Annotated in this window: 12 protein-coding genes and 1 pseudogene; 3 read left to right on the forward strand and 10 right to left on the reverse strand. The window is 74.2% G+C overall.

Annotated elements, in window-relative coordinates:
• Nucleotides 1-170: 170 nt before the first annotated feature.
• The 5 genes from ACF1A5_RS06825 to ACF1A5_RS06845 all read right to left on the reverse strand — a co-directional run bounded on the left by ACF1A5_RS06825 (nt 171) and on the right by ACF1A5_RS06845 (nt 7,212).
• Entirely contained in the window at nt 171-2,996 is a 2,826-nt protein-coding gene (locus ACF1A5_RS06825; protein ID WP_392191768.1) for an NHLP bacteriocin export ABC transporter permease/ATPase subunit, read from the reverse strand.
• A gap of 1 nt (nt 2,997) precedes the next feature.
• Nucleotides 2,998-5,223, reverse strand: a complete 2,226-nt coding sequence (locus ACF1A5_RS06830) for an NHLP family bacteriocin export ABC transporter peptidase/permease/ATPase subunit (RefSeq protein ID WP_392191769.1) — start codon at nt 5,221-5,223, stop codon at nt 2,998-3,000.
• Entirely contained in the window at nt 5,220-6,026 is an 807-nt protein-coding gene (locus tag ACF1A5_RS06835; protein ID WP_392191770.1) for an HlyD family efflux transporter periplasmic adaptor subunit, read from the reverse strand. The genes ACF1A5_RS06830 and ACF1A5_RS06835 overlap by 4 nt, the downstream gene beginning before the upstream one ends.
• Nucleotides 6,027-6,130: 104 nt before the next feature.
• On the reverse strand, nt 6,131-6,346 hold the full coding sequence (locus ACF1A5_RS06840) for a type A2 lantipeptide (protein WP_392191771.1): 216 nt from the start codon (nt 6,344-6,346) through the stop codon (nt 6,131-6,133).
• Nucleotides 6,347-6,798: 452 nt separating this feature from the next.
• Nucleotides 6,799-7,212 (reverse strand): PaaI family thioesterase, encoded by a 414-nt coding sequence (locus tag ACF1A5_RS06845; protein WP_392191772.1) that lies wholly within the window; start codon nt 7,210-7,212, stop codon nt 6,799-6,801.
• Nucleotides 7,213-7,396: 184 nt separating this feature from the next.
• On the opposite strand from ACF1A5_RS06845, the gene ACF1A5_RS06850 reads away from it, so the two are divergent.
• The gene (locus ACF1A5_RS06850) at nt 7,397-8,872 is read left to right on the forward strand and encodes a S1 family peptidase (protein WP_392191773.1); all 1,476 of its coding nucleotides are present in this window, start codon (nt 7,397-7,399) and stop codon (nt 8,870-8,872) included.
• 216 nt (nt 8,873-9,088) lie between these two features.
• On the opposite strand, the gene ACF1A5_RS06855 is transcribed toward ACF1A5_RS06850, so the two are convergent.
• Nucleotides 9,089-11,239, reverse strand: a complete 2,151-nt coding sequence (locus ACF1A5_RS06855; RefSeq protein WP_392192096.1) for a SpoIIE family protein phosphatase — start codon at nt 11,237-11,239, stop codon at nt 9,089-9,091.
• Nucleotides 11,240-11,415: 176 nt separating this feature from the next.
• Between ACF1A5_RS06855 and ACF1A5_RS06860 the strand changes: the two are divergent.
• A pseudogene (locus tag ACF1A5_RS06860) lies at nt 11,416-12,153 on the forward strand (LuxR C-terminal-related transcriptional regulator); the annotation flags it as partial.
• On the opposite strand, the gene ACF1A5_RS06865 reads toward ACF1A5_RS06860, so the two are convergent.
• The 4 genes from ACF1A5_RS06865 to lanKC all read right to left on the reverse strand — a co-directional run bounded on the left by ACF1A5_RS06865 (nt 12,079) and on the right by lanKC (nt 18,805).
• Nucleotides 12,079-13,971, reverse strand: coding sequence for an ATP-binding cassette domain-containing protein (locus ACF1A5_RS06865; protein ID WP_392191774.1), 1,893 nt, complete (start codon nt 13,969-13,971; stop codon nt 12,079-12,081). The pseudogene ACF1A5_RS06860 and the gene ACF1A5_RS06865 sit on opposite strands and share 75 nt — an antisense overlap.
• A complete protein-coding gene (locus ACF1A5_RS06870; RefSeq protein WP_392191775.1) occupies nt 13,968-15,911 on the reverse strand; it encodes an ABC transporter ATP-binding protein in 1,944 nt (647 codons plus the stop codon). Before ACF1A5_RS06870 ends, ACF1A5_RS06865 begins: the two co-directional genes overlap by 4 nt.
• 82 nt (nt 15,912-15,993) lie before the next feature.
• Complete coding sequence (locus ACF1A5_RS06875; RefSeq protein ID WP_392191776.1) at nt 15,994-16,110, reverse strand: SapB/AmfS family lanthipeptide; 117 nt, start codon at nt 16,108-16,110, stop codon at nt 15,994-15,996.
• A 64-nt stretch (nt 16,111-16,174) separates the two neighbouring features.
• A complete protein-coding gene (lanKC, locus tag ACF1A5_RS06880; protein WP_392191777.1) occupies nt 16,175-18,805 on the reverse strand; it encodes a class III lanthionine synthetase LanKC in 2,631 nt (876 codons plus the stop codon).
• 188 nt (nt 18,806-18,993) lie between these two features.
• Between lanKC and ACF1A5_RS06885 the strand changes: the two genes are divergently transcribed.
• Entirely contained in the window at nt 18,994-21,447 is a 2,454-nt protein-coding gene (locus tag ACF1A5_RS06885) for a SpoIIE family protein phosphatase (protein WP_392191778.1), read from the forward strand.
• Nucleotides 21,448-21,488 lie beyond the last annotated feature (41 nt).

Raw genomic sequence — 21,488 nt, forward strand, 5'->3', positions numbered from 1 at the left:
TCGCCCCCCGCTCGGTCCTCCTCCCCTCCGGGTTCGCCGCGTGACCGAGATCGCCGAACTCGTACGGGCCGCCGGCGAGGGGGCGGCCGCGGACCTGGTCCGCGGGCCCGCCAAGGTGACGGCGCATGCGGCCGGACTCGGGATGCGGGCCCTCGGCGGCGACGTCTCGCTCACGCCAGCTGGCGGCGGACCAGTTCGTGGAGACGTCCGCCGGTTTCGGCGAGCAGTTCGGCCGGTGCCCCCTGCTGGGCGACCCTGCCGTCCTCCATCACGATGACCCGGTCGGCGTCCAGCACCGTCGACAGGCGGTGCGCGATGACGATCCGCGTCGCGTTGAGCTTGCGGGTGCTCTCGATCACCGTGCGCTGCGTGTCGTTGTCCAGGGCGCTGGTCGCCTCGTCGAAGAAGAGGATCCGCGGGCGCCGCACCAGGGCCTGGGCGATCATCAGACGCTGCCGCTGCCCGCCGGAGACCGCCCCGCTGCCCGCGACGATGGTGTGCAGCCCCATCGGCATCCGCTTGATGTCCTCGGCGAGCCCCGCCATCTCGGCCGCCGCCATGGCCTCCTCCGGCGTGCACGGCTCGGTGCCCCGGATGACGTCCAGGATCGAGCCGTTGAAGGGCTGGGCGTGCTGGAGGACCACTCCGCACTGCCGCCGCACCGCCGACTGGTCGAGGGCCGCGAGGTCCTGGCCGTCGTACAGCACCCCGCCGGACACCGGACGGTCGAAGCCGATCAGCAGGCGCAGCAGAGTGGACTTGCCGCAGCCGCTCGGGCCGACGATCGCCACGAACTCGCCCGGCCGCACCTCGAACGACACGTCGTCCAGCACCAGCGGCCCGTCGTCGGCGTACCGGAACGACAGCCGACGCGCCTCGATCGCGCCGGACAGCGGCCCGGGCCGGGTGCTCGCCTCCCGCACCTCCGGCACAGCGTCCAGCACCGGCTTGATCTCCTCGTACAGCGGCAGCGCGGCCACGGCCGAGACGAAGGCTCCGGTCAACTGGGTGACGGACGTCAGCAGCATCGTCACCGACGTGTTGAAGGTGAGGAACGCGGCCGCCGACATCGACCCGCGCGCCGGGCCCGCCAGCAGCATGAACATCAGCAGGGTGCACACCGGCAGGTAGACCGCGCCCATCACCGTGGTGAGGTTCTTGATGCGGCCCACCTTCTGCTGCAGCTCACGGCTGCGCGCGAACTCCGACGCCCAGGCCGCGTACGCGTAGTTCTCCGCCGCCGCCACCCGCAGCTTCGGCAGCCCGCGCAGCGTCTGGAAGGCCCGGTTGTTCAGCTTGTTGCCGAGCGCCACCAGCCGCCGCTGCCAGCGCACCTGCCACAGCCCGAGCCCCAGGAACACGGCGGCGATGACGACGAGCATGCCGATCGCCGCCAGAGCCATGGACGCGCTGAACCAGAACAGCAGCACCAGGTTCATCACGCCCACGGTCACCGACTGGGCGACGACCGGGCCGACGCCCGCCAGCAGACGGCGGATCGCACTGATGCCCATGGCCGCGCTCGCCAGCTCGCCCGTGGAGCGCTCGGTGAAGAACTTCGTCGGAAGCCGCAACAGCCGGTCCCAGACCGCCGGTTGCAGCGTGGCCTCGATCCGGCCCTCCAGCCGCAGGATGGTCAGGTTCTCCAGCAGCATGAAGGCCGCCGCCACCACACTGCTGATCATCACCGCCAGGCAGACCTGCACGATGAGCCCCTGCTGGGCCTTCGGCACGTACTGCCCCAGCACCTTTCCGGTGGCGACCGGCACCAGGGCGCCGATGGCGACCGTCACCAGGCCGCTGAGCAGGAGGTTGAGCACATCGCTGCCGGTGCCGCGCAGGGTGAACCGCAGCAACCCGGCCGGGCTGAGCCCGCGGTCGGGCAGCGGGCGGTAGAACATCACCGCCCGCGGCTCGAACTCCTCCGCGTTCGCCTTCTCGATCGGCGTCTCCCGGCCGGTGGCCGGATGCACCGCGACGTACCCGCCGCGCCGCCACAGCAGGGCGACCGGCGCGCCCGACAGCGCCCGGTGCCCCACCAGCGGCCCGACGTTCTCCCGCCACCAGCGGCCGTACAGGCGTACGGCACGGGTGCGCACCCGGGAGGCCAGGGCGACCTGTTCGACGGGGTCGAGACGGTCGCTCTCCGTGCCGCTCTGCGCGGGTTCGGCGAGGGTGATCCCCGCCGCGCGCGCGACCAGCCTGCAGGCGGCGTAGGTGGCGTCGGCATCGGCGGCCGTGGTCCGCTGCGCCGAGGAGCGGCCGATGGACGCCAGCAGCGTCCGGTCGGCCTGCGCGCGGACCGCCTCGCCGGCCTTGATGCCCTCCGCCGTGCGGTTCTCGTGGGTGCGCTCCAGCTGCTCGATCCAGCGGTCAAGCGCGGTCAGCAGCCGGTACTGCTGGTCGACCATGCTCTGCCACAGCGCCGGGTCCATCAGCAGGTCCGCGGCCGCCTCCGCGCCGTACAGCGCCCCGTACTGGACACTGCCCGGCGGCACCTGCATCCAGAAGACGTCGTCGTCGGTGGGCGCGGCCACCCGCTCCTCGGCCATCGGCGCCTGGAACAGGACGGACAGGCTGCGGCCGACGCCGAGCGCGACGGCGTACTCCAGCGGGCTGGTCGCCGGCGGCACGTACTGCGGGTTGCCGTACTCGTCGTACGACCAGGTCTGCGTGTTGGCCGGCTGGTACAGCTCGCGCAGCTCGACGCGGCGCACCACGCAGTCCCGCAGGGGGCGCGCGATCAGCGTGTGCTGCGGGCCGGCGACCGGGCCGAGCAGCAGCGAGCCCGCCTCCAGACGGCCCAGGTGGTGCCAGTGGCCCTGCTGCACCTCGTCGACCGCGAACAGGTCCACCGCGCCGGCCGCGACCAGCCACAGCACCTGCGGGCCCTCCAGATCGAGCCGGTTGAACCCTGCGCAGTCGACCGGCGTGCCCAGGGACCCGAGCGCGCCCAGAACCAGGTCGCCCTGGTGACCCTCGTGAAGGGACGTCATCTCATCGCTCCCTGACCAGCGCGGCGTACGCTCCGCCGCGCGCCACCAGCTCCTCGTGCCGCCCGCGTTCGACGACCGTGCCGTGCTGGAGCACGACGATCTCGTCGCTGTCGCGCACGGTGCTGAGCCGGTGCGCGATCACCACGCAGGCGCAGCCGCGCCGCCGCAGGTTGTCCATCACCAGCTGCTCGGTCTCGGCGTCCAGGGCGCTGGTCACCTCGTCGAGCACGAGGATGCTCGGCCGGCGCACCAGCGCCCGGGCGATCTCCAGGCGCTGGCGCTGCCCGCCGGAGAAGTTGCGGCCGTCCTGCTCGACCCGGCTGTGGATGCCGCCGGGCCGTCGCACGACCACGTCGTACAGTGCCGCGTCCCTGAGCGCCTCCGTCACCGCGTCGTCCGGGATGGAGGGGTCCCACAGCGCCACGTTGTCGCGGACCGTACCCTCGAACAGGAACACCTCCTGGTCGACGAAGGACACCGAGGCCGCGAGCGCGCCGCGCGGGATGTCCTCCAGTCGCTGCCCGTCGATGCGGATCACGCCCTCCCAGGGCGCGTACAGGCCCGAGATCAGGCGGGAGACCGTGGACTTGCCGCTGCCGGAGCCGCCGACCAGGGCCACCTGCTGCCCCGGCCCCACGATCAGGTCGAAACCGGTGAGCAGCGGCTTGTCCAGGGGGCTGTAGCCGAAGGTGATGTTCTCCAGCTCCACATGGCCGTGCAGCCGGCGGGTGGACTCGCCGGTGCCGGCGCGGGCGTAGAGCGGGTCCGCCTGGAAGTTCTCCACGTCCTTGAGCCGGGCCACGTCCGCCGCGAAGTCCTGGATGCGGCCGGCGACCCCGTTGAGGCGGGTGAGGGGGGCGGTGAACCGGGTCACCAGCGCCTGGAAGGCGACCAGCAGACCGACCGAGATGTGGCCCTCGACCGCGCGCATCCCGCCGATCCACAGAATCAGCGCGCTGTTGAGCGTCGCCAGGGTCGGCGCGACCACGCCCAGCCAGGCGCTCGGCACGCCGAGGCGCTGCTGCTCCTCCAGGGTGGTGGCGTGCTGCCCCGCCCACTTGCGGAAGTAGCCGTCCTCCCCGCCGGTCGCCTTCATCGTCTCGATCAACTGCAGCCCGCTGTAGGCGGTGTTGGTGAGCCGGGCGGTGTCCGCGCGCAGCTTCGCCGTCCGCGTCGCGCGCAGCCGTACGACGAACCGCATCGCCACGACGTTCAGCAGCGCGACGCCGATGCCGACGAACGTCAGCTGCGGGTCGTAGGTGTAGAGCAGGATCGCGTACAGCACCACCACGACCGCGTCCACGCCCGCCGCCGCGAGGTCGCGGGCCAGGGTCTCGGCCACCTGGTCGTTGGACTGCAGACGCTGCACCAGGTCGGCGGGGCTGCGCTGGGCGAAGAACGTCACCGGCAGGCGCAGCAGATGGCGCAGGAAGCGGGCGCTGGAGAGGGTGGAGGAGATGATCCGGCCGTGCAGCAGGTTCGCCTGCTGCAGCCAGGTCAGCACCACCGTGAGCAGCACGCACGCGCCCATCGACGCGAACAGCACGCCCAGCAGCGAGGTCTGGCCGCCGATCAGGAACATGTCGATGTAGGTGCGGCTGAGCGCGGGCACCGCCGCGCCGACCGCCACCAGCAGCAGGCTCGCCAGCACGGCGGCGGGCATCGTGCCCGCGGTGCCGCGAAGCCGGGCCGGCATGGCGCCCAGGACCCCCGGCTTGCGGCCCCCGCGCTCGAAGTCCCGGCCCGGCTCCATGACCAGCACCACGCCGGTGAAGCTGCTGTCGAAGTCCTCCATGGGGACGAAACGGCGGCCCTTCGCGGGGTCGTTGATGTACACCCCGCGCCGGCCCAGGCGGCGGCCCATGCCGTCGTAGACGACGTAGTGGTTGAACTCCCAGAACAGGACGGCCGGTGCCTTCACCTCGGCGAGGGCGGCGGTGTCCATCTGCATGCCCTTGGCGGTCAGGCCGTAACTGCGCGCCGCCTTCAGCAGGTTGCTGGCGCGCGAGCCGTCCCGCGAGACACCGCAGGCGATGCGCAGCTCCTCCAGTGGGACATGGCGGCCGTAGTGGCCGAGCACCATCGCGAGCGAGGCGGCGCCGCACTCCACGGCCTCCATCTGGAGCACGCTGGGGGTACGGACGGTCTTCCCCCGGCCCTTGGGGACCGGGCGGCGCTTGGGCGGGGCGGCGCGGCGGCGGCCGCGGGTCTCCTGGGCGGTGGTCACGGCAGCAGCCAATCGAGCGGACGCTGGTCGGCCAGGCGGATGGAGGCCGTGGCCAGGGTCATGGAGTCCAGCCGGTACGGGGGGCCGTCCGCGGAGGACCAGCGGTAGCCGCTCTTCGTGGCGGACGACGGATCGAGCCGGACGAGGACGGCGACCGGACGGCCCTTCCTCGTGAACTGCTCGCCCAGCTGGGCGTCGCCGAGGAACGCGGCGATCCGCTGGGCCGACTCGGCGGTGCGGTCGACCGACTTCACATGGCCGCGCAGCACTCCGTACCGCTGTGTGGGCACCGAGGCGACGGTCAGGTCGACGGAGGCGTCGGCGGGGATGGCGGCGGCGTTCTCGGCGGGGACGTACACGGTCGCGTACAGCGGGTCCGAGGCGTGGGCGACCTTCTCGACGGCGGCGATGTTCGCGCCGGTCCGGACGATCTGGCCGATGGTGGCGGCGAGTGCGGTGACCCGGCCCGCGGCGACCGTGCGGACGATCTGGTCGCCCCGGCCCGTACGGACCTTCACCACGGGCGCGCCTGCGGGCAACGGTTGGCCCTCCTCGGCGAGGACCGCGGTGACCTGGCCGGCGACCGGGCTCTGCAGGAGGTAACTGCCCTGCCCGTGCGTGAGGATGGCCTGCGCGCCGACCGTGGAGGCCACGGAGCCCGTCACGGCCCAGACGGAGGCGGCGGCCATGGCGACCAGCGCGACGGACAGCACGAGCCACCCCTGGGGGCGGGCGAGCCGCACCGGAAGGTCGAGTTCCTCCGGCGACTGGAGCTTGGCGAGGGCCTGTTGGCGGAACTGCACGGAACTTCCCTCACCTGTGGGGACGTGCGGGACGGATCTATCACGGCACCCGAGAGTCCCGGAACCGGCATACGGCTCCGGGACTCAACGGCAACGAGGCGCGATCAGAGACCGGCGACCAGGTTGGCGGCGGGGGCCACGTTCAGGCCGGTGACACCCTGGACGGTGCCGACGGCCGTGTCGGCCAGGCCGGAGACCGGGGCGACGCTGTCCACCACGCCGGTGGCGGTGCCCAGGGCGTTCAGGGCCAGACCGCCGGAGACGTTGTCGAGCTCGGCGTCGGAGATCTCGACGGTCTCGACCTGGGGGGTGGAGTTCATGATGGAACTTCCCTTCGTATGGATATCTCTCACAAGGGGGAGCGGCCCCCTCTGGGGACAGACGGACGCCGCCTGCGCGGGTACCGCGGGCCCGTTCCCCGAGCCCGTTGCGATTCCCGCGATGTGAGGGATCAAAGCACGCGGCGGCGCGTCGCTTCCAATCAACCAGCCCTCTCACCTGGCGACTTGTTGCCGCGCGGCGGTCATCGGTGAGGGCGTCGGCACGAGTTGTCGGCGACTTCTTCACACGCGGCACCGCATCGGCGCGCCCGGATACTTGCGAGTGCGACGGCGAATCCGGCACTCCGCGCCAAAGGACTCGCCGGGGGCGCGCGGTTGTGCAGAACCGACGAGTCCGATGACTTCGTTGAGTATTCAATGTGCAGATTCGCTGAAGCCGGGATTCCGCGCGCCGTGGACGACTCAGAGAGATCGGCCGGTCGCGGAGCGTGTCAGCCGAGCAGGGCGTACACCGTGCTCGCCCGCGCCGCGAGCGCACCGGCGCCCTCGTCCGTGAGGGTGATGTCCGCGAACGCCATCCGGCGGCCCAGCTTGGTCAGGACCGCTTCGATCAGGACATCCGAGCCGGTCACCGCCCGCTGGAACGACGTCGACTGCTGCACCGTCGTCATCGGCACGTAGCAGCCGCGCCCGGCCGAGACCGCGATCACGGTCGCCGTGTCGGCGGCGGCCATCAGCGCCTGCCCGGACAGCGCCCCGCCCTCGCGGGCCAGCCGCGCCGACCAGGGCAGTCGCAGGATCGCGCGGTCCGGGCCCAACGCCTCCACGCCCAGGCCCAGTTCCAGGACCCAGGGGGCGAAGTTGTCGTCGAGGATCTTGCCGGCTTCGGCGGTGGTCATCGTCATGAGGGGATTGTTCCCGGCACCGCCGGGCCGGGCGCGGGAGTTGGCCGATTCGGCGTGCCGCCGGGAGGGGCCGACGAGCGGAGTTGAACGCCCCGCGTGCCCCCTGCGTACCAACAGCCATCCAGGCGCCCCCCAGCAGCTGCCGAACGGCGGCACAGACCCCGTCCCTTGGAGGTCGAGAAGTTTGAGTCACAAGCGAATTCCGAAGCGCAAGGCCGCGATAGCGGCAGGCAGCGTGGCGGCGCTCGGAGCGGCGGCTCTGCTGCTCCCGAACGCCAACGCGTCTCAGGACGGCGCGGCGGACAACGCCACCCCCAAGACGCTCAAGGCGACGGACGCCTCGGACCTCGCCTCGCAGCTCGCCAAGGCGCTCGGCGACTCCATCGCCGGGTCCTACTACGACGCCGACAAGCAGCAACTCGTCGTCAACGTGGTGAGCGGCGACAAGAACGTGATCGTCCAGGCGAAGAAGGCCGGGGCCGCCGTCCGCCAGGTGCAGAACACCACCGCCGAACTCAAGTCCGCCGCGCGGACCCTGAAGGCGAAGGCCACCATCCCCGGTACGGCCTGGGCCGTCGACCCGCGCACGAACAAGGTCGTCGTCACCGCCGACAAGACCGTCACCGGCGCCAAGTGGGACAGACTGCAGTCCACCGTCCAGGGCCTCGGCTCCGGGACGGCGACCCTGAAGAAGTCCGCCGGGGCCTTCAAGACCTTCGTCTCGGGCGGCGACGCCATCTTCGCCCAGGCGCAGGGCGGCGGGGTCCGCTGCTCGCTCGGCTTCAACGTCACGGCGAGCGACGGCAGTCCCGCGTTCCTGACGGCCGGTCACTGCGGCGTCGCGGCCAAGCAGTGGTCCGACTCCCAGAACGGCCAGCCGATCGCCACGGTGGACCAGGCCACCTTCCCCGGCAGCGACTTCTCCCTCGTCAAGTACGACGACCCCGCCACCCAGGCCCCGAGCGAGGTCAACGTCGGCAACGGGCAGACCGTGCAGATCGCGAAGGCGGCCGACGCCACCGTCGGCCAGCAGGTGTTCCGGATGGGCAGCACCACCGGCCTGCACAACGGCTCGGTCACCGGTCTCGACGCCACCGTCAACTTCCAGAGCGAGACCAACCCGGGCGGCGTCGACACCGTCAACGGCCTGATCCAGACCGACGTCTGCGCCGAGGCCGGCGACAGCGGCGGCTCCCTGTTCACCCAGGACGGCAGCGCGGTCGGCCTCACCTCGGGCGGCAGCGGCGACTGCACCGCGGGTGGCGAGACCTTCTTCCAGCCGGTCACCGCCGCCCTGCAGGCGACGGGCGCGACACTCGGCGCGGGCAACGGCGCGGGCGCGGGTGGCCAGGCGGACGGTGGCCAGCAGGCGGGCGGAGGCCAGCAGGCCGGTGGAGACCAGTCCGGAACGGCCGCCCCGGGCGACCAGTCGGGCACGGCCAACCCCGGTGACCAGTCGGGCACGGCCAACCCCGGTGACCAGTCGGGGACGGCCGCCCCGGGTGATCAGTCGGGGACGGCCGACCCCGGCGGCCAGTCCGGGACGGCGAACCCGGGTGATCAGTCGGGCGCGGCGAACCCGGGTGATCAGTCGGGCGCGGCGAACCCGGGCGACCAGTCCGGCGCCGGCGACGGCTCCGGCATCGCCCAGAGCCAGTGACCGGCCGCCCGGCCCGCTGATCGCCGGGCGGGACGACCCGGCGCCAAGCACCCCCCACAGGCCACTGACCGGCCTGCCCAGCGGTTCCGGTCGGCCAGTGGACCGGTCCGGCCCTCCGGCGGGAGGGTCGGACCGTTCGCGTGTCACCGCCGTTGCACGCCACCGGTCGCGGCCGGCCGCCCGCGTCTTCCCCCCCGGTCGTCGGCCCCCCGGAGGTCACCCCGCGTGCGCCCGCAGCAGCAGCAGCGCCACGTCGTCGATCCGCTCCCGCTCCGCCGCGCCGTGCAGGATCAGGAGGTCGGCCAGATCGTCCAGGGGCGCGTCCCCGGCCTCGGCGAGCCGCTGCCCCAGTTCCACGAGCGAGTCCTCGATGTCGGCACCCGGCGACTCGACCAGTCCGTCGGTGTAGAGGGCGAGCACCGAGCCGGGGGCGAAGTCGATCAGCGTCGTCGGATACGTCGCCGACGCGTCGATGCCCAGCAGCGGGCCCACCGCCAGGTCCAGCACGCGCACCCGGCCGTCCGGCCGCCGGATCAGCGGTGGCGGATGTCCCGCGCGTGACATCACGGCGCACCCGTTCGCCGGATCGAGCCGCAGGTACAGGCAGCTGGCGAACAGTTCCACGCCGAGGTCGATCAGCAGCCGGTTGGTGCTGCGCATGACCTCCTGCGGTTCCTGCCCCACCGTCGTGTACGCCCGGACCGCGGTGCGGATCTGCCCCATCAGCCCGGCCGCGGTCACGTTGTGCCCCTGCACGTCCCCGATCACGGCGGCCGCCAGCGGGCGCCTCGGCACCAGGTCGTAGAAGTCGCCGCCGATGTCCATGCCCTGCGTCGCGGGCAGATAACGCGCGGCCGCCTCGATGCCCGGCAGGCGCGGCAGCGAGTGGGGCAGCAGCGCCTGCTGCAGACCGTGCGCCAGCCGGTGCTTGGCGTCGTACAGCCGGGCCCGCTCCAGTGCCTGTGCGATCAGCCCGCCCAGGCTCGTCAGCACCGCCCGCTCGTCCGCCGGGAACGGATGCGGCTCGGCGTACGCGAGCACACAGGTGCCGACCGGGCGGCCCGAGGCGATGAGCGGCAGGTAGGCCCAGGCCTCGAAACCGTCCGGCGTCGCGGGTTGCGCCGGATACAGCCGCTCCAGCTGCTGCAGGGAGTCGAAGAAGGCGGGCACCCCGGTGCTCAGCACGTGCGCGCCCGGTGTCGGCGCGGTCAGCGGCATGCCGTGGAACCGCTCCACGGTGTGCGGATCCTCGTACCCGCGGTGCCCCAGCACGTGCAGCCGCCCGGACTGCGAACCGAGGACCACCAGGGCCTGGCTGCCGACCGCCGGGGCGATCTCGTCCGCGACCAGCTGGACCACGTCCTGCACCCCGACGGCCTCGGTCAGCGCGCCCGCCAGGCTCAGCACGTGCGAGATGGTCACCAGGCTGGAGGGCCCGTCGCCGGGCTCCGGCGCGGACCGGCCCATCTCCGCCACCGCCCGGGCCCGGCTGATCCGCACGCTCAGACCGGTGGTGCTCGGATACAGCCGGAACGACAGCCAGTCGCCGGGCGGGCGCAGCGCCACGAAGGAGGTGACGTGCTGGCTGATCAGCGCGGCCCGGTAACGGTCCTCGTACATCGGGTCGTTCAGCCACGGCACCGACGCCCACAGGCGGGTGCCGAGCAGTTCCCGGGTGGGCAGGCCGAGCAGGTCGGCGGCCGCGGCGTTCAGGTAGGAGATCCGGCCGTGCAGATCGAGCGAGGCGAGACCGTAGGGCAGCCGCGCCACCATGCGCACCGCCTCCACCGTGCCGAGCGTGCCGGCCGCCCCGCCGGCCGGGGGCACGGCGAGCAGATCGGGCTCCGGGCCCACCGGGTGCCGCTGCGCGGCGGCCCGCTCCAGCCGCAGCGCCAGCCGGTCGCAGGCAGCGGTCAGATGCTCGCGCTCCCAGTCGGACAGCATGGGAGGGTGCGAGGCCGGCCAGGTGACGAAGACGGCGCCGTACACGGTGGTCCGGGTCGCCACCGGCAGGGCGGCGAGCGCGAACGGGTACGGCAGGACCACCGCGATCCGCGGATAGCGCCGGGCCATCTCCTCCTCGCCGCCGACCCAGACCAGCCGCCGCTCGCGCACCGCCTGGGCGACAGGGATGGGGGCGCTCAGCCCCACCCGCTCCCAGGGGGCGACGAACGCCCGCGGCATCCCCCCCGCCACCGCCATCTCCAGCACCGGCTGGTTCGGCGACAGCAGGTACACCGCACCGGAATGCGCGTGGACCTCGTCCAGCAGGGAGGCCAGGGCCAGGGAGAGCAGTGGCCGGTCGACCCCGCGGCCACCGGCCGTCGGCCCCCGTCCGGGCGTCCGACCGTCGGGCACGCCGACCACCTCCTCGCACGGCCGCGCGACGGATCCCCGGATCAAGGCTCCCCCCGCGCGACCCCCGGCGCACGGCGAGCGGTCCCCTCCCAGTTGCATACCGGACGGACTGGTTCCGGAGTGTTGGCGCGCAGGAGTACCCGCGGCGCGGTCGAGGCGGCCGGGTACCCCCTCGCCCCCGCCCCATGCCCCCACACCCGAAGCACGGGGCGGGACGCCGGCGCCCCGCGTGCGCCCCCGCGCACCCTGATGGCCGATTCTTCGCGCCCGGGGACGGTGGGAGCCCCCAACAATGGGGCACGCGCTCAACACCATCGGGGGAATCCCCACCGAGGAAGACCACCGGCGAGGAAAAGCGCCACCGACGAAAACGTGCACGGCGAGCTGAAGGGGTGGCAGTGATCCGGGTACTTCTGGTGCACGACGCGTGTCTGGTGAGATCGGTGCTGGCGGAGTGGCTCCGGCGGGAGCCCGGCCTCGGGGTGTACGACACCCCGTGGCGCACCGCGCCGGGGCGGGTGCGCACCGTGCGCCCGGACATCTGCGCGGTCGACCTCGACTGCTCCGACACCTACGGGCTGCCACCGCTGGGTGAGCTGTGCCCCCGCGGACCGGGCGCCCCGCGCCCGCGATTACTCGTACTGGCGACGGCCGGCCGCCCCGGTCTGCTGAAGCGGGCCATCGAGGCCGGAGCCCTCGGCTACGTCGACAAGGCGAGCCCGCCGGACCGGCTGGTGCGCGGCATACGGCACGTCGCCGCTGGAGAGCGTTTCGTCGACGACTCCCTGGGCTTCGGCTTCCTCAAGGCCGCCGAGATGCCCCTCACCAGGCGCGAGCTGAGCGTGCTGTCACTGGCCGCCGAGGGCGCCTCCGTCGCGGAGATCGCGGGGAGCCTGCACCTGTCCCACGGGACCGTGCGCAACTACATGGCGGCCATCACCCGCAAGACCGGCGCCCGCAACCGCATCGACGCCATCCGCATCTCGCAGGGCGAGGGGTGGCTGTGACGCCGGACCGGCCCAGCCGCCGGCCAGATCGCGATAGAGCGGGGAGCCGCGCAGCAACTCCTCGTGCGTGCCGTACGCCGTCTCCCGGCCGTCCATGACCAGGATCCGGTCCGCGCGGCGGGCGGAGCTGATGCGGTGCGCCACGACCACCAGGGTGCCGCCGGGCCGTGCGGCGAAGGCGCGCTCCGCGCGGGCCTCCGCGTCCGGGTCCAGATGACAGGTCGCCTCGTCCAGTAGGGCGAGGGGGGCGGGCGACAGGTAGGCGCGGGTCAGCGCGATCAGCTGGCGTTCCCCGGCGGACAGTGCCGCCGGATCCACCAACGCCCGCGGCCCGCCGAGCGCGCGCAGCAGCGGGGCGAGCCCGACGGCCTCCGCGGCGGCGCACAGTTCCGGCTCCGGTACGGGGTCGGGGCGCAGGAGGGCGAGATTCTCGGCGAGGGTGCCGGTGACGACGTAGGCCTCCTGCGGAATCAGCACACGCCGCGCTACGGCCCGGCGGTCCCGCGCGGGCAGCCCGCACACCCGGATCTCGCCGCGCGCGGGCACCAGCAACCCGGCCACCAGGGCGGTGAGCGTCGACTTGCCGATCCCGCTCGGCCCGACCACCGCCAGGTGGGCCCCGTGCGGCAGGGCGAGGTCGAGATCGCGCAGGACGGGGTCGCTGTGAGGGCCGTAGGCGAAGGTCACGGAGGTGAGGGTCAGGGCGGCCGAGGGGGACGGATGCGGGGATGGGGGAGGAGAGGGAGAAGGGGCCGGGGAGGGCCGGGGGAACGCCGGCTTCTCATCGGGCGTCTCCGCCCTTGTCTGATCCTGCTCCTCAGGCGGGTTGAGGCGGCGCAGGACCACCGTGAGGCGGGAGCCGCTGGTGCCGAGGCCGTGGACGAGGTTCTGGAGGGCGGGCAGGAGCGCCTGGGTGACGTAGGCGAGGGCGCCGACCAGGGCGCCCGGGGTGACGTCGTGGGCCAGGAGCCACGGCGCGGCCGCGAGCAGCAGGACGACCGGCAGGTGGCCGCCGAGCGCGAGGGAGGCCACCCGGGCGACGCCCCACCGGGCCAGGGAATCCGCCGCGCGCCGCTCGGCGTCGACGCACTCGCCGACGTCGGCGGCGACCCGGGCCTCCGCACCGGCCGCCGTGACGTCCCGCAGGCCCGGACACACCGCGCCCAGCCGCTCGGCGAGCGCCTCGTCGGCGGCGAGATACGCCTCCTGGCGCCGCGCGAGCGGCCGCAGCGTCGCCGCGAACAGTCCCACCCCGGCGACCAGCGGGGGCGCGACCACCAGCAGGAGCAGGGGCGCCAGCGAGAAGAGGCCGAGCAGGGCGCCCGCGGCGGTGAACAGGAAGGAACGCGAGACCATCACCAGCCCGGCGAAGGTGTCGCGGGCGATCTCCACCTGCTGGGTGAGCCCGGACAGGGCGCCGCTGTCCGCCTCCCGCACCCCGCGCGCGACCACCCGCCGCACCAGCCGGTCCCTGAGCGGCTCCACCAGGGCCGCGACCGCCCGGTACACCCGCCCCGTCCCGTACGCGCCGACCAGCACCCCCACCCCTGCGACCGCCAGCCACCCGAGCCCGGCCCGCGCCCGCCCGGCCAGGAACCCCGCGTCCAGGGCGCGCGCCAGCGCGTGGCCGAGCAGAAAGGCCTGCCCCGCTTCCAGCAGCGACCATCCCCCCAGCCGCGCGACGTCCCGTCCCCACGCCCGCGGAGACCCCGGCCCCCACCGTCCCGGCGTCACGACACCACCGCCCGCGGCGTGCCACCCGTGCCCGGACGGTCCTCGTCCGGCCCCTCCTGCGCACCGTCCCCGACTGCGAACACCCGCCGGTAGCAGGCGTCCCGCCACAGTTCCGCGTGCGGGGCCACCGCGCGTACGCGCCCCTCGTCCAGCCAGGCCACGGCGTCCGCGTGGGCGGCCGTCGCGGCGCGGTGGGCGACGAGGAGGCGGGTGGTGGCGGTGGTGCCGGTGGTGAGGGCGCGGGTGATGTGGTGCTCCGTGACCGTGTCCAGGCTGGAGAGTGCGTCGTCGAGGATGAGCAGACGGCCGTCGTGCGCGAAGGCGCGGGCCAGGCCGAGGCGCTGTGACTCGCCGCCGGAGCGGGGCGCGTCGGCGCAGGCGGTGGCGTAGCCGTCGGGCAGGCGGCGTACGAAGGCGTCCGCGCGGGCCGTGCGCGCGGCCTGCCGGACGCGCTCGGGGGAGGGCGTGACCAGGCCGAAGCCGATCGCGTCCTCGACGGTCGTGCCCAGCAGGGCGGGCCGTGCGAAGGCGTGGCCGACCGCGCGCCGCAGGTCGTCGTGGGTCAGCTCGCGCAGCGGCACCCCGTCGAGCAGCACCTCTCCGGTGTCCGGGTCGGCCAGCCGTCCGGCCACGGCGGCCAGTAGCGACTTGCCGGAGCCGGACCGGCCGACCACGGCGAGCGTGGTGCCGCCGGGCACGACCAGGTCCACGCCGTCGAGGACGGTCCGGCCGCCGCGCCGGGCGGTCACCGCGCGCAGCTCCAGCCGCCCGGGGCCCGGCGGCAGCCGCCGGGTGCCGTGACCGGGCGCGGGCTCGGCCAGCACCTCGCCGAGGCGTCCGGCCGCGGCCCGGGCGCGCACCAGGGACGCGAGCTGCCCGACCAGCACACCGACGCCGGTCGCGAGCACCGCGTACCGGGACGCGGCGAGCACCTCGCCCACCGTGAGCCGGTGCCGGGTCAGCAGCAGGCCCGCCACCGCGACGACGCCCAGGTGCAGCAGCGGCCCTACGGCGACGGTCTGCGCGGCGGCCCGTCCCTGGGCGCGCCACATGAGGTGACCGGCCCGGGACAGTTCGGGCAGGGGTCGCAGGATCCGCGCCGTCTCCCGGTCCGCCGTGCCCGCCGCCCTGATCGTGCGGGCGCCCCCGACGGCCTCCGCGAGTGCCGAGGCGAGGTGCCCCTGGACCTGCTGGTAACGGGCGACGCAGTCCGAGGAGTCGCGCGCGAAGACCCGCAGCACCAGGACGAGGACCGGGGCACCGGCCAGGAGGACGACCGCGAGCAGGGGGTCGATCAGGCCGAGCGCGACCACGCCGCCCACCGGGCCGGCGAGGGCGGCGAGGCAGGCGGCGAGGGCCGTGGGCGCCGTCCCGGCCTGGGTGGCACTGCCGACGAGCCGGGCGACGAGGTCGCCGGAGCCGAAACGGGCGGTGGCCCGTGGGCCGAGGGCCAGGACGTGACCGGTGAGCCGCCGGCGCAGCCGGGCGGTGGTACGGGCGTTGGTGGTGCCGTCGAGCACGGTCTCGGTGCCCTCCAGCACCGCGAGCAGCAGGACCAGCCCCGCGGAGCAGAGGATCCAGCGGGCGGCCGGCGCGTGGGCGAGCAGCAGGTCCAGGGTCCGGCCCAGCACGGCCGGCAGCAGCAGCCCGGCGCCGGTCGCGGCGGTACCGGCCACACAGAGGACGGCACAACGCGCCCCACCGAACCGCACGGCCTCCCGGAGCACGCCCCGCGCCCGGGACACCCCGCTCTCGGCTTCGGCGCCGGTACCGGATCCGGCCTCGGTTCCGGCGCCCGCCACTGCGGCCCCGGCGGTCCCGGTCACCCCCTCGGCGCCGTTCCCGGCGGCCCCCGCCCCGGTCCCGGCGTCCTCGTCAGTGTCTCCGTCCCCGCCCCGGCCCCCGGAGAAGTCGTCGATCATGCGGCTGCGCCCTCGCATCCTGCCGTGATGGCGAGGCCCCGGACGGCCCCTCCCCGTGCAGGGGAGGAAGCCGCCCGGGGCCGTGGACTCGCGGTGTCGGTCAGAGGCAGAGCGTGACGCTCGCCGCGCTGAGGCAGGAGAGCAGGCTGAGCGTGCTGGCCCCACCACCTCCGGTGTGCTCGTCGGACTCCATCGTCTGCAGGTCGAGCAGTGCCATGTCATGTCCTTTTCGTTGATGGGACGGGTCCCTCGATGGGGACGGGGGTTGGGTCACGGCTCCGTCAGTTCGCGGGGCCGCGTTCGTGGGGCCGCCTGGGCGGCGTGAGGAACGGCAGTCCGGCGGCGCTCTCGCCGTCCAGGGCCGCCGCGAGCGCGAGCAGGCACCCTGCCGTTCCGGTGGCGAGGTCCATGGAAAGCCGCATCATCTGGTGTCCGGGGAAGGCCAGTTGACCCTCGTACGCCATCGCGTACCAGCCGAGCGCGCCCACCTGTTCGGCGAGCCGCCGCTCGGTCGGGCCCGGTGTGGTGGTCCGGCTGAGGTGCAGGATCATCCCGGCGCGCCCCTGGAACAGGCCGGGCTGCGCGTAGAAGCGGGAGGCGGCGGCGGTGAGGATGTCGGCGCGGGCCCGCTCGAACCGCTCGTCGTCCGCGTGCGCGAGGAAGTCGTCGAGGACCATGCCCACGCCCACGCTGCCGTCGCCCAGGTAGGGCAGGGTCCGCCAGCCCTCGTCGACCGCCAGGCCGCCGCCGTTGGGCTGGACGACGCAGCGGTCCAGGTCCCGGCGCAGCGCGGCGGCGGCCGCCTCGAGCAGTTCGCGCTCGCCGGTCCGCTCGTACTGCCGCAGCAGGAAGAGCGCGGGCCCACTGGCGCCCCGCAGTAGCCCCGCACGCCGGCGCGAGGTGTCCGGGGCGGGCTCGGCGAGCCGCTCCACCAGGAGGTGCGCGGCCTCGGCGGCCCGGTCCCGGAGCTCTCCCTCGCCGGTCGTGCGGGCCAGCTCGCCGAGGACCAGCCCCACCCCGGCCAGCCCGCCGTGCAGGTCGGAGGAGAGCCGCTGCCAGCGCTCCCGGAGGATCCCGTCGGCCAGGTCGAGCGCGCGCTGCCGGTGCCCGAGCCGGTCCAGGACGTGGGCGATGCCCGCGAGACCGTCGTACAGGCCGAGCGGGGTCCCGACCGGTGGCGGGGCGGTACGGGCGAGCAGCCAGCGTTCGCCCTCCTCGTACCGGTCGGCGCCCGTCCCGGCCAGCGCGTACAGCACCCCGGCCGCGCCGTGCGCCAGTCCCAGTCCGCCGCCGTCGGAGAACTGTGCGATGTCGCCGGGGAAGAGCCGGTCGTCGCGCTCGGGGGTGGCCGAGGCGAGGATCGCCTTGACCATCGAGTCGCGGCTGTAGGGCCAGTCGGCCGGATCGACGAGCGAGGCGGCGGCCGGGACCCGTGCGGCCCCGCCGGTCCCGGCCCCCACCGGCCGCGCCGCCTCGCGCGTGATCTCCGCGACCGCCTCGTCGAGGAAGTCCCGCGGCACGTCGGGGAACTGCCCGGCGATCACGTCCGCCAGATGCGCGGCCTTGCCGCGGTCGACCACGAACAGGGTGGTCACCGGCAGGAACAGGGCGAGCCGCAGACAGGCCAGCGCGTACCGGTCGACGTCGGCGCCGCGGCGGTCCGGCGGAGCGAAGAACCCGGGGTGGGCCACGACCTGCCGGCCGTCTTCCGAGGCCGGTGCCGCGGCCTCGAAGTCGATCAGGACGACCGACTCCTCGTCGGGCGCGACCATGATGTTGAAGACATGCAGGTCGTTGAAGACGATCCCGCGGGCGTGCACCGCTTCGACCGCCCGCTCCACCGCCCGGTGGATGCGCAGCGCCCATTCCGTGTAGGCGGCCACCGCCCCCGGCTCGGGGTCCGGGGTGAGCAGCGGGTGCTTTTCGGCGAAGAACGAGTTCAGCGGGCGTCCCTCGACGAAGTCCATGACCAGGAACCGGTGGTCGCCCAGGGTGAACCAGTCCCGCACCTCCGGTACGACCCCGGTCCCGGCGACCCGCTCCAGCGCCTGCCGCTCCCGCTCCAGCCGGGAGATCGCGTCCGCGCCGTCGGCCGCCAGGCCCGCGTGCGGCCGCCCTTCCTTGAGGACGACCTTGCGCCCGTCGCGGGTGTCGGTGCCCGCGTAGACCCCGCCGCCGTTGGAGAAGTGCAGGGCCTTCTCGATGCGGTACGGCAGCTCGCCGACCGTCGTGGTGTTGCGGGCCGCCAGATGCGGTTCCAGGAAGGACGGCAGGGTGACCCAGTCGGGGACCTGGAAGGACGGCGCCCGCCGGTCCGGCACGGCGCGGCCCGCCCCGTCGCGCACCGCCGGAACCAGCGTGCCGCGCTCGTCGACGACGAAGGCACGGGCGAAGGCGCCGTAGCGGACGTAGAGCGGGCCGGCGCCCCACCGCAGGTCGGTCAGGATGTACGGCCCCTCGAAACCCTCCAGCAGCGCGCCCAGCTCCCGCAGCACGAGGTGGAGCTGCTCCTCGTCGGCCGGGTAGACCGTGACGAACTTGCCGCTGGTGTCGCGGGCGGCGTACTTGGTGTTCCGCAGGTGCAGCAGATGCGGTCCGGGGACGAACTTGAAGGGGATGCGACGGGGCACGCAGTAGTCCCAGACGATCGCGGCGATCCGCTCGGCGTTCGCCCGGGTGGCGGAGGCGTGGATCTTCCAGCCCTGCGCAGGCCCCGGTGCCGGCCGTCCGTCGGCGCCGAGCGGCGTCAGGTTCAGCCAGTCGCCGATCCGGGCCGCCTCCCACCCCTCGGGCACCGCGCGCCGGGCCGCGGCGTACGCCGGTGCCGCCTCCGGCGCGCCCGCCGACAGCCGGTCGGGCGCGTCGTAGAAGTGCCGGTCGGTGAGCGCGTACACCTCGTAGCGCTGGTCCATGACGGTCCCCCTCCCTGATCGGCACCGAGCCTTCCAGCCGGGCCGGCCGCGCCGACAGTCACGCCTGTCACGAGACCACCGTGCGGAACGCACGGGTCAAGAAGTGTTCGGCCTGTTTCGAGCGGCGCCTCCTCGCTATGCCCACAGAACCGTCACAGGGGCTGCGCGAGCGGCCGATACGCGCTGTAATGGCCAACGTGGTCAGTGAGGGCGCTACGGCACGCAGAACGCGAAGTCCGCGGGTCGAACTTGCCCTTAAAACGATCACAACCGATCCCGCTTCCCGCGACCGGCTCCGCCGTGTCCTGGAACAGGCCCTGGTCTTCACCGGCTCCGCGTTCGCCGCCGTCTACGCCTTCGGCGGCGACGAGGGCGAGCTGCTGTGCCTGACCGAGTCCGCCGGCGTGCCGCGGAGCCTGTACGGGCTGCGCGACTCCTACCCCCTGGAGGGCCGGTCCCCGGCGGCCGAGGCCCGCCGCACCGGGCGGCCCGTGTGGCTCGGCCCCGAGGAACTCGCCGAGTGCGCCGACGCCCGGCGGATGCCGGCCGGGGACGTCTTCCTGGCGGTGCTGCCCCTGCGCGAGCAGGGCAGCGGCATCCTGCTGGCCGTCACCGAGAGCCCCGGCGGCTTCGACTCCGAGGACCGCGCGTGCCTGGAGCTGATCGCCGAGGCGGTCGCCTGCCCGTCCCCCGTCGAGGCCGCCCGCGCCGGGGAGCTCCCGGCCGGCGCGTTCAGCCTGGCGATGGACTCCGGCCGGGTCGAGGTCGGCGACGACATCCTCGGCCTGTTCGGCCTCGGCCGCACCGACTTCGACGGCAAGGTCGAGACACTGCTGGCACTGACCGTGCCCGAGGACCTGCCCTCCCTGATGTCCGTGGTCGAGGCAGACCACATGTCCATCGGCGAGCGGGAGCTGGAGTTCCGCGTCCTGCAGCCCACCGGCCCGCCGAAGTGGCTGCGGCTGCGCGGCCGGCTGCTGGCCGGGGGAGAGGGCCGCCCGGCCCGCCTGGTCGGCACCGTCGCCGACGCCTCCACCCTGCGTCCCGGGATCACCGACGTCGCCCGCGTCCAGCGGCTCGCCGCCGCCCTGGCCACCGCCGGCACCGTGAAGGACGTCAGCCAGGCCGTGGTCTCCGCGCTGTGCAAACCCCTGCAGGCCGACCGGATCGCCCTCGCCGAACTGGAGAACGACCGTCTGGTCGTCACCGTCCTCGACCCGCCCGAACCGGAGGCCTGGCCGGAGCTGTGGCGCCTGGAGTGGCGCACCGAGTGGCCCGACGCGCCGGTGCGTGCCATGCCCACCCTCGCCTCCGCCCTGCGCGAGGGCCGCCCCCAGATCTGGCCCGCCGGCACCGAACTGGAGCCCGCCCTCGCCGAGGTCGGCCCCGGCGGCCTGGCCGTGCTGCCGCTGCCCGGCGGCAGCCGGATGGTCGGCGCCTGCCTGATCGGCTGGGACGCCCCCCACGAGTTCGGCCCCGACGAGCGGGCCCTGCTGACCGCCTCGGCGACCCTGGCGGGCCAGGCCCTGATGCGGGCCCGCTCCTTCGACGCCGAGCACGAACTGGTCGGGATGCTGCAGCGCACCCTGCTGCCGCGCCGGCTGCCCAGGCTGCCCGGCGCTGAGGCGGTGGCCCGCTACCTGCCCGCCACGGCCGGCCTGGAGGTCGGCGGCGACTGGTACGACGTCATCCCGCTGGCCGACAACCACGTTGCCCTCGTCATCGGTGACGTGCAGGGCCACAGCACGGGAGCGGCCACGCTGATGGGCCAGATGCGCACCGCGCTGCGCGCCTACGCCGCCGAGGGCCATCCCCCGGACGTCGTCGTCTCGCACGCCAACCGCCTCCTGCTGGAGATGGAGACGGACCTGTTCGCCACCTGCGCCTACGTCGACGTCGACATGGAGGCGGGCTCCGCCTGGTGCGTCCGCGCCGGCCATCTGCCCCCCGTGCTGCGCCACCTCGACGGCGGCGTGGAGGTCGTGGAGTCGGAGGGCGGGCCCCCGCTCGGGGTGGTGACGCAGGCCGACTTCCCGATGACCCCGCTGCGGCTCCAGCCCGGCACCGTGCTCGCGCTGACCACGGACGGCCTGGTGGAGGCCGCCGGCACCGACATCGACGACGGCGTGGAACGCCTCGCCCACCACCTCTCCGCCTCCGACCCCGCCCACCTCGGGCTGATGGCCGACGCCCTGCTCGGGAACGCCGGGCGCAGCGACGACATCGCGCTCCTGCTCATGCGCTACGACGGCCTGGCCGTGCGCCCGCTGCGGGAGAGCTGGACGGTGTGGCGGGTGCCCGAGGCGGTCCGGCACGCCCGCCGCTTCACCCGGCGCACCCTGCGCGCCTGGGGGGTCACCGAGGAGACCGACGCCGCGCTCCTCGTCGTCTCCGAACTCGTCACCAACGCCCTGGTGCACACCGACGGCCAGGTCCGCATGGACCTCAGCCTCGTCAACAAGCGGCTGCGCGTCGCCGTCGCCGACGGTTCGCCCCGCTCCCCGGTCAAGCCGACCAGCATCGGCTGGGAGGCCACCGGCGGCCGCGGCATCCTCTTGGTCGAGGCCGTGTCGGCGGCCTGGGGGACGCTGCCGGTCAGCGGCGGCAAACAGGTGTGGAGCGAAATCGTGCTGGGGGAGTAAGACGTCCCCCGGGCACGTCCCGCGGGCGGGCGGCGAGGGTG

This window comes from Streptomyces sp. NPDC014864 (assembly GCF_043081525.1).
Classification (GTDB): domain Bacteria; phylum Actinomycetota; class Actinomycetes; order Streptomycetales; family Streptomycetaceae; genus Streptomyces.

Coding starts and splice junctions, on each gene's coding strand:
- ACF1A5_RS06840 (WP_392191771.1), bottom strand. CDS start 6,346: ATGAACTCCACCCCCCAGGTCGAGACCGTCGAGATCTCCGACGCCGAG.
- ACF1A5_RS06875 (WP_392191776.1), bottom strand. CDS start 16,110: ATGGCACTGCTCGACCTGCAGACGATGGAGTCCGACGAGCACACCGGA.
- ACF1A5_RS06870 (WP_392191775.1), bottom strand. CDS start 15,911: ATGCGAGGGCGCAGCCGCATGATCGACGACTTCTCCGGGGGCCGGGGC.
- lanKC (WP_392191777.1), bottom strand. CDS start 18,805: ATGGACCAGCGCTACGAGGTGTACGCGCTCACCGACCGGCACTTCTAC.
- ACF1A5_RS06885 (WP_392191778.1), top strand. CDS start 18,994: ATGGCCAACGTGGTCAGTGAGGGCGCTACGGCACGCAGAACGCGAAGT.
- ACF1A5_RS06845 (WP_392191772.1), bottom strand. CDS start 7,212: ATGACGATGACCACCGCCGAAGCCGGCAAGATCCTCGACGACAACTTC.
- ACF1A5_RS06825 (WP_392191768.1), bottom strand. CDS start 2,996: ATGACGTCCCTTCACGAGGGTCACCAGGGCGACCTGGTTCTGGGCGCG.